Source organism: Faecalibacterium sp. BIOML-A1 (assembly GCF_009679715.1).
In the GTDB taxonomy this organism is placed as follows: Bacteria; Bacillota; Clostridia; order Oscillospirales; family Ruminococcaceae; genus Faecalibacterium; species Faecalibacterium taiwanense.
This window is the reverse complement of the sequence record NZ_WKZJ01000006.1, coordinates 43,826-56,224: the sequence shown is the minus strand read 5'-3', so window position 1 is coordinate 56,224 and position 12,399 is coordinate 43,826. Positions and strand designations below refer to the sequence as shown.

13 protein-coding genes are annotated in these 12,399 nt (G+C 58.2%); 3 read left to right on the top strand and 10 right to left on the bottom strand.

Features of this window, described 5'->3' with window-relative positions; all coding sequences use genetic code 11:
• The first annotated feature begins 485 nt into the window (after nucleotides 1-485).
• Nucleotides 486-1,130 (top strand): rhomboid family intramembrane serine protease, encoded by a 645-nt coding sequence (locus tag GKG36_RS08455; protein ID WP_154260212.1) that lies wholly within the window; start codon nucleotides 486-488, stop codon nucleotides 1,128-1,130.
• Between the two features lie 11 nt (nucleotides 1,131-1,141).
• Entirely contained in the window at nucleotides 1,142-2,107 is a 966-nt protein-coding gene (locus tag GKG36_RS08450) for a hypothetical protein (protein WP_154260210.1), read from the top strand.
• Nucleotides 2,108-2,158: 51 nt separating this feature from the next.
• Here the strand turns inward: GKG36_RS08450 and GKG36_RS08445 are convergent, their stop codons facing one another.
• Nucleotides 2,159-2,758, bottom strand: a complete 600-nt coding sequence (locus tag GKG36_RS08445; RefSeq protein WP_154260208.1) for a twin-arginine translocation signal domain-containing protein — start codon at nucleotides 2,756-2,758, stop codon at nucleotides 2,159-2,161.
• Nucleotides 2,759-3,177: 419 nt separating this feature from the next.
• A complete protein-coding gene (locus GKG36_RS08440) occupies nucleotides 3,178-3,696 on the bottom strand; it encodes a gamma carbonic anhydrase family protein (protein ID WP_154260207.1) in 519 nt (172 codons plus the stop codon).
• A gap of 153 nt (nucleotides 3,697-3,849) precedes the next feature.
• Here GKG36_RS08440 and GKG36_RS08435 point away from each other — a divergent pair, with 153 nt between their 5' ends.
• Entirely contained in the window at nucleotides 3,850-5,133 is a 1,284-nt protein-coding gene (locus tag GKG36_RS08435; RefSeq protein ID WP_154260205.1) for a serine hydrolase, read from the top strand.
• A gap of 102 nt (nucleotides 5,134-5,235) precedes the next feature.
• Here GKG36_RS08435 and GKG36_RS08430 read toward each other — a convergent pair whose 3' ends face one another.
• From GKG36_RS08430 to GKG36_RS08395, 8 genes are all read right to left on the bottom strand, one after another.
• On the bottom strand, nucleotides 5,236-5,589 hold the full coding sequence (locus tag GKG36_RS08430; RefSeq protein ID WP_154255970.1) for a PqqD family protein: 354 nt from the start codon (nucleotides 5,587-5,589) through the stop codon (nucleotides 5,236-5,238).
• Nucleotides 5,589-7,478: an oligopeptide transporter, OPT family gene (locus GKG36_RS08425; RefSeq protein WP_097774115.1), complete on the bottom strand. Its 1,890-nt coding sequence runs from the start codon at nucleotides 7,476-7,478 to the stop codon at nucleotides 5,589-5,591. Before GKG36_RS08425 ends, GKG36_RS08430 begins: the two co-directional genes overlap by 1 nt.
• 282 nt (nucleotides 7,479-7,760) lie before the next feature.
• On the bottom strand, nucleotides 7,761-8,528 hold the full coding sequence (locus GKG36_RS08420; RefSeq protein ID WP_097774116.1) for a biotin--[acetyl-CoA-carboxylase] ligase: 768 nt from the start codon (nucleotides 8,526-8,528) through the stop codon (nucleotides 7,761-7,763).
• Nucleotides 8,525-9,016, bottom strand: a complete 492-nt coding sequence (locus GKG36_RS08415; protein WP_173012929.1) for a metallophosphoesterase — start codon at nucleotides 9,014-9,016, stop codon at nucleotides 8,525-8,527. The genes GKG36_RS08420 and GKG36_RS08415 overlap by 4 nt, the downstream gene beginning before the upstream one ends.
• A 40-nt stretch (nucleotides 9,017-9,056) precedes the next feature.
• Complete coding sequence (gene rsmI / locus GKG36_RS08410; RefSeq protein WP_097776804.1) at nucleotides 9,057-9,914, bottom strand: 16S rRNA (cytidine(1402)-2'-O)-methyltransferase; 858 nt, start codon at nucleotides 9,912-9,914, stop codon at nucleotides 9,057-9,059.
• A gap of 3 nt (nucleotides 9,915-9,917) precedes the next feature.
• Nucleotides 9,918-10,592: a methyltransferase domain-containing protein gene (locus GKG36_RS08405; RefSeq protein WP_223388446.1), complete on the bottom strand. Its 675-nt coding sequence runs from the start codon at nucleotides 10,590-10,592 to the stop codon at nucleotides 9,918-9,920.
• A gap of 141 nt (nucleotides 10,593-10,733) precedes the next feature.
• Entirely contained in the window at nucleotides 10,734-10,901 is a 168-nt protein-coding gene (locus tag GKG36_RS08400; RefSeq protein WP_005937576.1) for a 4Fe-4S binding protein, read from the bottom strand.
• A gap of 285 nt (nucleotides 10,902-11,186) precedes the next feature.
• Nucleotides 11,187-12,140, bottom strand: coding sequence for a stage 0 sporulation family protein (locus tag GKG36_RS08395; RefSeq protein ID WP_154260203.1), 954 nt, complete (start codon nucleotides 12,138-12,140; stop codon nucleotides 11,187-11,189).
• Nucleotides 12,141-12,399: the final 259 nt, after the last annotated feature.

Sequence of the window (12,399 nt, the reverse complement as noted above, 5' to 3'; positions counted from 1 at the left end):
GTGACCGGTTCATTCCAGATTGGAGAAAAATAAATCGCCGCTCGGGAACGGTTTGTAGAATGCAAAGAAAATCCTTCGACTTTCTTTTTTATAAAAGGCAGAATGCCCGCATTTTTGCCCAAAACTTACCAGAAAGCTGCGGCCTGAATTACGGTGTGTATAGGGCTGATGCCCTTTTGTTGTGGAAAACCCGGTGGAAAAAGTGGAAAACCTCATGGAAAACTTGCCCTTTTCTTCACAAAAACGGTGGAAAACCCGGTGGAAAAAGTGAAAAGTTCATTCCAGACAGGAAACTCCATACACTTTCCGGTTGTGCTTTTATGCCGCAAGATCCGCTTGACAGCTGTATTTTTGGGCGGAAGATGCGGCAGTTTTCCACACTGGGGCATTGCCTTGAATGCCCCGGCCAATCATGGTACAATAACAGCAGAAAAATGCGGCAAAACTCACCGATATCGGAATACAATGCGTTGGAGGCACCCTATATGAACAATTGGCTCAACCAGCTGGAGCGCAAATACGGCCGCTTCGGCATCCCGAATCTGACCAACATTCTGGTGGGCGGGCAGATCCTTGTGCTGGCCATCGAGCTGTTTGTCAACCAGACCGTCAGTGTCTGGCTGGCACTCAGCCGCTATTTTCTGCTGCGCGGCCAGATCTGGCGCATCATCACCTTTGCGTTCATCCCCTCTTACGGCGGCAGCATCCTCAGCGCGGTGCTGGGCATCTATTTCACATGGTTCATCGGCACAGCGCTGGAACGGGAGTGGGGCGATTTCCGCTATACGGTGTATCTGCTCTCCGGGATGCTGGGCACTGTGCTGGCCTGCCTGCTCACCGGCGTGACCGGCAGCACCTACTGCCTGTCCCTTTCGCTGCTGCTGGCCTTTGCCATGCTGTACCCGGAGGTGCAGGTGCTGCTGTTCTTTGTCATCCCCATCCGGGTGAAATACTTTGGCTTTTTTGCGGCAGCACTGTGGGTGCTCAGCTTTCTGGGCGCGACGCTGCCGCAAAAGCTGAGCCTGCTGCTCAGCATGGCGAACGTCTGGCTGTTCTTTGGCCCGATGGTCTATCGTTCCGTCCGCGCGTGGGTACGCCGTGAGCAGTGGAAGCGGAGAAACAGAAGGTAAGGAGAAACACCATGATGCTGGACCGCATGGAGGGCAATGCAGAACTGAAAAGCAGCGTGCAGCTGATGCTGGCAGCCCGCCGCCTGACCCACAGCGTGCTGCTGGTGGGAGAAGAGGGCCTTGGAGCCGGTTTTGCGGCCCGCTGCATTGCGGCAGATTATCTTTACCCTGCAGGCGGAGCGCCCGCTGAGGCCCTTCTGCGGGGCGAATGCTGCCGTGCTGTGGGTAAGCCTGGCGACCGCGACAGCGGCCATGTGGAGACCGGCATCGTGCGTGAAGCGATCAGCGTTGCCGGTATGGGCGCAGGCGGCAAATATCTGGTCAGTCAGGTCAAGGCTATGCGCAGCGAGATCTTCAACACCAGCCTTTCGGCCGAGGGCCGTGCCGTGCTGCTCTACCATGTGGAAAAGATGAACGAGGAATCCGCCAATGCCCTGCTGAAGGTGATGGAAGAGCCGCCGGAGGGGGTGCTGTTCCTGCTTACGGCGGATTCGCTGGCAGGCGTGCTGCCCACCATCCGCAGCCGCTGCGTCAGCTTTGCAGTGGCTCCTGTCTCGCCGGAGCAGTGTGCCCGCTACTGCGCCGCACAGGGGGTGGACAAAAAGACGGCCGCGCTGTACAGCGAACTGTTCGACGGGCACATTGGTACGGTGCTTGCCGCCGCACAGGACGAAACCCGCACCGCGCAGGTGGAAAAGGCCCTGCAGCTGGCAAAGGCCGCTGCTGACCGTGACAGCTATGCCGCAGCCTGCCTGCTGGCCGCCTACGAAAAGGACAAGGCCGGAGCCGCCGCCCTGCTGACGGACTTCCGCGCGGTGGCCGCTGCGGGCCTACGGCAAAGCCCCCACGCACCGGTGCAGGGCATTGCCGCCCAGCGTGCCCTGCGTCTGGCCGAAGCCGCCATCCAGCGCCTTGGCGCGCAGGTGAACCCTAAAATCGTGCTCAGCGTGTTTGCGGCAAAGTTCCGCGCGCTGTAAACAAAAACTCCCCCGAAAGGCTTTTTACGGCATTTCAGGGGAGTTTTACTGTCAGGAAACGGTAGAGGAAGGGTCGCTGATCAGGCCGTTAAAAGTAAAGGTGGCCGTTTGATTATTAAGTTTACTCAGCGTGATGGTTATGGTTCCTCTATAGAATTTATCGAAAGAAGAGGTAGTGACGGGGCCGATGTCGATGAAAAGAATAACGGTTTTGGACCGGCCTGCAGGAACAGCAAGAGACTGGTTGAATACATAGGCGGTTTTGCTGCTGTTCAGACCTTTGTATCCAAGACCACATACCTTACCAGTGCCGCCATCGGTATGGCTGAAAGCAAAGTTGCTGGTGCTGACGGTGACATCACTGCTGCCGCTTTCATTATCCAGTTTGAAGCCGGTGTAGAAATAGTTGTGGCGGGTATCAAATTCATAGATGGAGCTGGAAGTCCACTGCCCGCTCAAAGGGCCGATATCTGCGGTAAAAGAGCCAAAATTAGCGAAATCGCTATTATCGATGGGAGGAGCAACCAGATTTTCGGGAGTGGAAGCATACGCTCCATCTCCGCAGCCAACCAGCATACTGCCGGCGGCAGCGACCAGTGCGGCGGCACCAGTGGCCTTTAAAAAAGTACGGCGGGTGATCAGTTCAGACATAAAAATCTCTCCTTTGATTGCAGGAAATCACAAAATACAAAAGCTGATGCAAACAGAAACTCCCTCCGGCGCTTGCGGTACACCGGAGGGAGTTTCTGTTTGGGGTATTGCTTTGGTGTGAGGAGGAATCATGTGCGGAAAGACGGTTGCGGCCCCGTCTCCCCGCAAGGTATAGTATACCCGATTTTAAGTGAAAAGTCATTACATTTCTGTGAAAAAACATCCCGCAATGAACTTTTTACAAAATTCCCCCAATGATAAAAACCAAACAGCGCGGTGTACAAAAATTCTGGTATTCCAGAATGACATAAACTGCCAATTTCACTATAGCAGACAAGACCGCAGGTGTCAATTAAAATGTCGGCTTTTTGGCGGAAAGACGAAAAAATGTGGCAAAAAACTGTAAAATCGGCACAGGGTCAGCCCTTGGCAAGCTCGGCGGCGTGAAGCTTGCCGTGCTCCACATAGTGGGCGGCGTTGTGCAGGTTGGCCTCGACCTGTGCGGGGCTCACCTGCTTGATGACCCTTGCGGGCACGCCCACGGCTACCGAGCCGTCCGGGATGACCATGCCCTCCGGCACCAGCGCACCCGCGCCGATGATGCAGTTTTTGCCCACGACACAATGGTTGAGCAGGGTGGCGTGCATTCCGATGAGGCTGCCATCCCCTACCGTGCACCCGTGCACCAGCGCGCTGTGGCCCACGGTGACGCTTTTGCCCAGCATTACAGCACCGCCCACATCACAGTGCAGCACGGCGTTATCCTGCACGTTGGAGTTTTCGCCAATGGTCAAAGTGCCGTCGTCGCCGCGCAGCACGGCCCCGTACCACACTGTGGAACCGGCTTTCAGGATCACATCGCCTTGCACGGTGGCGTTGGGCGCAACGAACGCAGCCCCCTCGTCGCGGGGAACTTTTCCACAAAAGGACAGAAACATTGTTAAAAACCGCCTTTCTCTCTTTCTCTTTTGGCTGGTTTATGGTATTCTTTAAAGTAGTATAGCAAGCCAGAGCCTTTCCGGCAAGTAGGAGCTGTTTCAAAACAAAAATTTTTGCCGTGCGTCGGCAAGCAGATACAAGGGGGCACGCTCATGTTCAAAAACACCATCTTCCGCCGCATGACGGCGCTGGTGCTCACGCTGGCACTGGCCGCTGCTGCTGCACTGCCGGGCCTTGCGGTATATCCCATGCCCATCCAGACCGCCAGCGAGACCGAGGCGGTGTACCTGTTCAACGCCGACACCGGCAAGACCATCCTGAACCAGAATGCTGACCAGCAGCAGTATGTTGCCAGCCTGACCAAGCTCATGACGGCCCTGCTGCTGCTGGAAAGCGGCAAGGATCTGAACGGTGAAGTGACCGTGCCCACCGCGCTGACCCAGGAGTTCCGGGATATCCAGAACGCCAACGGCACCACTATGGGCCTGCGCATCGGCGAGACGGTGCGCCGCATCGACCTGCTGAACGCCATGCTCATCGTCAGCGCCAACGACGCCGCCAGCGTCATTGCCTACGATGTGGGCGGCAGCGTGCTGGATTTCGTCAAGCAGATGAACGCCCGTGCCCAGGAGCTGGGCTGCACCGGCACGAACTTTACCTGTGCCCACGGCCTGTTTGACTACGGCAACGTGTCCACCGCGCAGGATCTGGCAAAGATCGCCGCCGCCTGTGCGGCAAACCAGACCTTTGCACAGGTGGCGGGCACCGCCAGCTATGTCCTGCCGGCCACGAACCTCCGCAAGGCTGAGCACACCATCAGCAGCTCCAACAGCCTGATGAACAGTGAGAGCGCCAACTACCGGGAGTATGTCCGGTGGGTCAAGGGCGGCTTTACCACGCTGGCAGGCCGCTGCATCGTGGCCTTTGCAGAAAAGGACGGCCACACCTACGGGCTGGTGATCCTTGGCTGCGATACGCCGGACCACCTCTTTGCCGAGTGCGATGATCTGTTCGACTGGGCCTTTGCCAGCTTTGCCGACCGCCCGCTGGTGGACACCCAGACCGTGCTGACCACCGTAGACCTGACCAAGTGCCGCACCGAACCGACGGCGGCGCTGTATGCCGCTGCGCCGGTCAGCGGCTATGGCCACGCGGATGATATCGTCACCTACTCCTTCGACCTGCCGGAGAGCGTTGCAGCCACCGTCAAGAGCGGCAGTGTGGTGGGTACAGCCACCGTGTATCTGGACGGCGATGAAGTGGGCACGGTGAACCTTGTGACCCACCGGGAGTACGTCTCCGACTTCCGCACCGACACCAAAGCCACAGCACTTCTGCTGTGTGCACTGCTGTTCATCCTCGCTGCATTAACGGCGGTCACTCTTGCCGCGGGCGGCGGATCGCTGAGCCTCAAAAAGAGAAGGCGCAGAAGATAAAATGCCATGGCCGCAGATGCGGTAGATTGGAGCGGCAAAAAAGAATAAGAAAAGCGGCGCTCAGTGCCTTGCAACAGGCTCTGAGCGCCGCTTCTTTTGTGCTTATTGGTTGAGGAACTTGATAAAGTGGTAAGATTCCACGATCTGGAAATACTTGATGATGCGCGGGTACAGGGGTTCGGCCTTTTCGCCGAACTGCTGCTTCATGCATTCAGCAAGGTCTGCAACGGTTTTCTGGCCGTCGATCAGCGGCCAGAGATAGCTGCCGGTCTCGTCCAGATGCACCTGTGTGGTGCGCGGTTTATGAAACACTTTTTGCGCGATCGTATTGAACACACCGGTGTTCTCCACCTCAAGGGTGATAAGGCCAGTGGCTTCGTCTGTGTGCCAGCGCAGGGTTTCCGCCCGCTGCGGAATGAGGTCCAGATAGTTGATGGACTGCTTTTTCTTACTCATCAGTTCTTCTTTTTCTTCATGGAGAAGGCCAGCAGGCATGCGATCATCACGATCATCAGAACCACGCCGCCAATGTTGCCCAGATCAATGCTCAGGGCAGTGCTGATGCCGAACACGGCAAACACAGCCAGCAGGATGCCCACAAGGCCCTCGCCTGCGATCATACCGGCACAGAACAGGGTGCCGCGGGTGGTCTGCTCTTCCTTGAGCTTCGCGTCAACATTCTTGCGGCTGTCCATGAACCAGCGCACAACACCGCCGATCATGATGGAGGTGTTCAGGTAGATGGGCAGATACAGGCCGATGGCGAACGGCATCACGGGGATGCGCAGGACCTCCAGAGCAATGGCAAGGAACACACCGGTGAACACCAGGTTCCAGGGCAGGTTGCCGCCCATGATGCCCTCGACGATCATCTTCATCAGGGTAGCCTGCGGTGCGGGGACCTCGGCACCGCCGTAGCCCCATGCGCTGTCCAGCAGGTACAGCACACCACCGATGGCCAGACCGGCGGCAATAACGCCGATCAGCTCACCGATCTGCTGCTTGACCGGGGTCGCACCCAGCAGGTAGCCGGTCTTCAGGTCCTGAGAGGTATCCGCAGCAATGGCAGCGCAGATGCAGATGACAGAGGCGATGGCCATGGAGCCGATCATGCCCTCGATGCCAACGTTGCCGGTGGCCTTCAGGATCATGGTAGCGATCAGCAGGGTGGCAATGGTCATGCCGGAGACCGGGTTGTTGGAACTGCCGATCATGCCGACCATACGTGCAGAGACGGTGGAGAAGAAGAAGCCGAAGATGACGATCAGCAGAGCACCCAGCGGGCTGACGGGGATGGCCGGAGCCAGCCAGATGATGAGGATGATGAGCAGGATGCCGCCCAGAATAAAGGGCATGGGCAGGTCCTTCTCGGTACGGGAGGTGCCGGAAGCACTGCCGCCCTTCATGCTCTTCATGGCATCACGGAAGGTGGATGCGATCAGAGGCAGGCTCTTGATCAGCGAGATGATACCGCCGGTAGCAATGGCACCTGCGCCGATATACTTGACGTAGTTGGACCAGATGGCGTCTGCACCGCCTGCTGCATACAGATCAGCAATGGTGGTGCCGGCTGCTGCCGGGTACAGGGAGATGTTTGCGCCGAACAGGCAGATCAGCGGGATAATGACCATCCAGCCCACCAGAGAACCGGTGAACATGTAGGAAGCGGTCTTGGGGCCGACGATGTAGCCCACGCCCAGCAGAGCGGGGTACACTTCCATGCCCAGAGCACCCTTGAAGGAGCTGAAGGCCACGGCAATGTCGGCGGGGATCATCTTCAGGCCATCGACGATGAACTTGAAGATGGCTGCCAGACCCATGCCGGAGAACACGGTGGAGGCGTTTGCACCGCCCTCTTCACCGGCCAGCAGAACGTCTGCACAGGCGGTGCCTTCCGGGTACAGCAGGGTGGCGTGCTCCTTGACGATCAGGGCGTTGCGCAGGGGCACCATGAACAGAACGCCCAGAATGCCGCCGCACAGGGCGATCAGGGTGATCTCCAGGATGCTGGGCTTGTCGCACAGGCCCTCTTTTGCCCACAGGAACAGTGCGGGCATGGTGAAGATGGCACCGGCGGCCAGGCTCTCGCCTGCGGAACCGATGGTCTGCACCATGTTGCTCTCCAGAATGGAGTTCTTCTTGAGCAGGACGCGGATCACGCCCATAGAAATGACTGCTGCCGGGATGGAGGCAGAAACAGTCATGCCGACGCGCAGGCCCAGATAAGCATTTGCAGCGCCGAAGACCACGGACAGGATGATGCCCATGATCACAGAGGTCGCCGTCATTTCTGCGGTGATCTTTTCCGCAGGAATATACGGCTTGAAGGATTCTTGATCTTTCATGTTTGCTCTCCTTGCGACAGCACAAGCGCCTTGCTTTTTGGGGCAGGGCGCTTGTGCTGTCCGTTTTCCGATTTCCTAAACACGCGCATCCCATCCAAAAGGACACGCTGGCACGTACTCTATTATACTAAAGTATGACTGAATTGGCAACTGGAAATGTACACAAGAAATTTACAAAAAATTCGTTTATTCAAGCATTTTGCGGGAAATTCGGGCAAAAGCGTGCAAAAAACTCCATGCAGACTTAAAACTGTCCGCATGGAGCATACAACTTTATAAAACTCAGACGGCACCGTAGATGCCGTGCACCGATACTTCGCCGGTAAAAACGTGCACTTCGCCGCTGTCGGTGCGCACCACCAGACGGCCCTCTTCGTCCACATCAACGGCTTCGCCTGCACCCTGCCCGCCGTCCGGCAGGTCGAAGGTGACCCGGCGGCCCAGATTGACGCAGGCGGCCTTGTATTCCTCCCGGAAGGGTGCAAAGCCATCGCGGGCAAACACATACATGTTGCGGTCAAAGCCAAAGTCGGTCAGGCCCTCGGCCAGCCATGCGGGGTCGGTGGAAAGATCCACCTTTGCGCCCTGCAGTGCCAGCGAGGTGCCGTTGGGCAGACCGGCGGCATCAAAGTAGCTCTGCGGCTGGGCCAGATTGATGCCGATGCCGCACAAAATGCCCCGGCCCTGCTGCTGGTAGCCGTAGCTCACGCCCTCGCACAGGATGCCCACGATCTTTTTGCCGTTGAGCAGAAGGTCGTTGGGCCACTTGATCTGGCAGTCCACGCCGTAGCGCAGCTTGAGCTGGGTGCGCACGGCAAGGCTTGCCAGCAGCGGCAGGGTGGCAGGCTGGGCCAGCGGTTCCCGGATGGCTGCTGTATAATACAGGGCCTTGCCCTCGGCGTTCACCCAGCTGCGGCCAAGGCGGCCCCGGCCTGCGGTCTGGTTCTCGGTATACACCGCACCCACCGGGCCGAACTCTTCAAAATGTTCCTTCACGTAAGCGTTGGTGCTGCCGCATTCCGGCAGATAGCGCACCTCATTGATGCTCATTGTTTGGGTACCTCTTTATGTTCATAGGCGGTCACTTTGCCTTCGTCCAGCGTCAGGATGCCGTAGGTGTCCGGCCCGGTGTAGCACCGGCCGCAGGAGCCGGGGTTGAACAAAAACACCTTGCTGCGGGTCTCTGCATGGGGGATGTGAGTGTGACCGAACAGCGCCACCTCGGCACCCCGGGCAGATGCGGCATCTGCCAGCGTATCCAGATCGTATTTCACACCGTACATATGACCGTGAGTGTAAAAGATCACCACGCCGTCAAAGGCGGCAAGGCCGTCGGTGGGTTCCAGTGCACCGTAATCGCAGTTGCCCGCCACCGAGTAGGCCCGCAGCTTGGGGTACAGCGTCAGAGCCAGTTCCAGATCCCGCAGGCCGTCGCCCAGAAAGATCAGGGCATCGATGCTTTTGCTCTCTTTCATCAGCACACGCTCAATGGCGGTGCGTCCGCCGTGGCTGTCGCTCAAAACCAGAAGCTTTGTCACAAAAGGGGTCCTCCTCTATTACCGTTTACCTGAGATGCTGTCATTCACCAGCCTGCTGGCCCTGTTGCAATACCAGCAGCTGCTTGTACACTTCGCTTTTAGAATAAGGTGTGCCCTGTGCCGCCGCCTTGGCTGCGGCGGTGGGGCCAAAGCCCTGCCCGGTCAGCTCCAGCGCCCGATGCGCTGCCTGCTCCAGCGTCAGCTCCTGCTCCGGGTCGGCGGTCTCCGGCGCACCGGCCATCACCAGCACATACTCGCCGCGCGGCTCGTTGGTCTTGTAGTGCTCCACCGCCTCGCCGAGGGTAGTCTTCCAGATATCCTCGTGCAGCTTTGTCAGCTCCCGGCACAGGGTGATGCTGCGGTCTGCGCCAAAGGCATTGGCCAGATCGTCCAGCGTGGTGCGCAGCTTGTGGGGCGCTTCGTAAAAGATGGTGGTGCGCTTTTCCTGCAAAAGCTCAGCCAGCCGCTCTTTTTTCTGCTTGCGGTTCACAGGCAGAAAGCCCTCGAACACCCAGCGGGAGGTGTCCTGCCCGGACACGGCCAGCGCTGTGACGCAGGCGGAAGCCGCCGGCACCGGCACCACTTTGATGCCCCGGGCCAGTGCGTCCCGCACGATCACCTCGCCCGGGTCGGAAACGCAGGGCATGCCCGCATCACTGCACAGGGCACAGCTCTCGCCTGCTTCAATGCGGCGCAGGATGCCCTCACCCTTCTGCAGGGCGTGCTCATAGTAGCTGACCATGGGCTTTTTCAGGCCCAGAAAGTTCAGCAGCTTCATGGTCACACGGGTGTCCTCGGCGGCAATAAAGTCTGCCGCGCCAAAGGTGGCTGCTACGCGCGGCGGCATATCGTCCAGATTGCCGATGGGCGTTGCCACGATATAAAGAGTTCCTGCCATAGTTTACCTCCCATATAACGCCGCACCGGCGCTGATCAACACATCCGGCTCCACCCGCAGGCCGGTCTTGCGGTTCTTCTGCGCTTCCACAAGGAAGAGCCATGGCGCGCCGTCCGCCTTGTTCTTTACAAAGGCCAGCCGCTTCGGCTCCAGCCGGTTGGCCCGCAGCACCGCCAGCACCTCCGCCAGCCGTTCCGGCCGGTGGCACAGCGCAAAGCGCCCACCGTCCTTCAAAAGGCGGAACGCACACTGGCACACATCGTCCAGTGTGCAGGTGTTCTCGTGCCGGGCAAGGGCGTGGGCTGCGTTTTGGCTTTGGGGCCCATCCGTGAAATAGGGCGGATTGCACGCACACACGTCAAAACTGCCCTCGCCCTGCCGGAAAGCGCGCAGGTCGGCACAGACAGGCTCAATGTGCCCGATGTCCTGCTCCTGCACCGCAGCGGAAAGCAGAGCGCTGCCCTCGGGCTGCAGCTCCAGCCCCATGCAGGGGCCGCGGTGGCCGCGGTCGTGCCATTCCAGCGCCACGATGCCGCAGCCGGAGCACAGGTCTGCGGCCTTCTGGGCGCGCTTTGGCTCACAGAAACGGGCCAGCAGCAGCGCGTCGGAGCCAAAACGATGCTCCGGCGAGCAATAAACCATAGTTCTATTATACAAGACTTCGGTAGAATGTTCCATAGATAAGTGTGCCGTACCCTCTCAAAAAAATGCGTGGAATTGCTCGGGGAATTTGTGCGAATTACTGCAAAACAAAAAAGCAGCAGACCTGCTTTGGACAGGCCTGCTGCTTTTGATGCGTTTTTTGTGCAGCTGCTAAAATTATTCAGCAGTGATAGCACCGGTGGGGCAAGCACCCTCGCAAGCGCCGCAGTCGATGCAAGCGTCTGCGTTCACAGAAGCAACACCATCAACGGTGATAGCGCCAACCGGGCAAGCGCCCTCGCAAGCGCCGCAGCCAACACATGCGTCAGAAACCTTGTGTGCCATAATAAACTCTCCTTTTTATCTCCGTGCCCGAAGTATGTATGAAGAGTCATGTATGGCACGGCTGTGCATGTCTCTCCGGAAATCATATCCTTGCCTGCATTTTAACAAAGCAGGTGAGAAAAGGCAAGACTAACCGTGACCCGAAAAACACAAAAGTCTGTTTTTTGTTGGGTTGCACAAAAGCACAGGCTAACTTATGGCCAAATTTGCAGGAGTTTTTTGGCAAAAATCACGAAGAACAGTTAGTTTTAGCAGACTAACTCCTCAGAACCTCCGGCGCGTCCCTCACTCCTTTTCGGCAGCGCGCTTCCGGCCGCAGCCGCCGCCCGCGCAGCGCTTTTCGCCATCGTCGGAGGAAGCCACCACCGGGGCCGGGTTGCGCACGCCGGAGTAATCGTCGTCCGGGTCCGGGCGGCGGGGCGCACGCTTGCCGCCGCTGATATATTCGCACACACCCACCTTATAGTAACGGGGCGAAAGGCTCTCGGTGCCGCAGCGCACCCGCAGATAGCCGGAAACCGGGTTCACCTCCAGCACGGTGCCAAGACCGTCCGGCGTGCGCACGGTGCTGCCCACCATGGGCATGATGCTGTTCAGGTACTCGTAGGCGCTTTCCTCGTAGGCAAGGCAGCACATCAGCCGGCCGCAGGCACCGCTGATCTTGGTGGGGTTCAGCGAAAGGCCCTGCTCCTTGGCCATCTTGATGGAGACGGGCTGGAAGTCCTTTAAAAAGCGGCTGCAGCAGAAGGGCTGGCCGCAGATGCCAAGGCCGCCGATCATCTTGCTCTCGTCCCGCACGCCGATCTGGCGCAGCTCGATGCGGGTGTGGAAGATACCGGCCAGATCCTTGACCAGCTCGCGGAAGTCCACGCGGCCATCGGCGGTAAAGTAGAACATGATCTTGGAGCGGTCTAGGGTATACTCGGCCTCCACAAGCTTCATTTCCAGGCCGTGGCGGGCAATGCATTCCTGACAGGTGCGGTAGGCGCGCTTTTCGTCCTCACGGTTCTGGCGCATCCGGCGGATATCCACGCTGTCGGCCATGCGGGTAATGGGCTTGAGGGCCTTGGGCACTGCCGCATCGGCGATCTCCCTCACGCCCTGCACCACCTCGCCGCACTCAACGCCGCGGGCGGTCTCCACGATCACATATTCGCCGGTTTTGATGTCGGCCCCGGCGGGATCAAAATAATAGCTTTTGCCGTTCTCTTTGAAACGGACGGAGATGACTTTTTTCATAGTGTTCCTCGTTTTTATTGGTCGAATCTATAGGATAAGGCCCGAAAAAGAGCCTGCTGATCCATTCTGTACTCTAGTATAACATATTCAAATGCACATTTCCACGCAAAAAACAAAAAGCGGCTCTGGCGCTTCAGCAGAAAAATTTTAAAAAGGTGCAACAATCTGCCCTGCTGCCGCGTATCCATAAAGGAAGACTGACCGAATTTGGTCGCACCCGCAGCCGGAAAATGGAAAAACGGAACGGCAAATGTTAAAA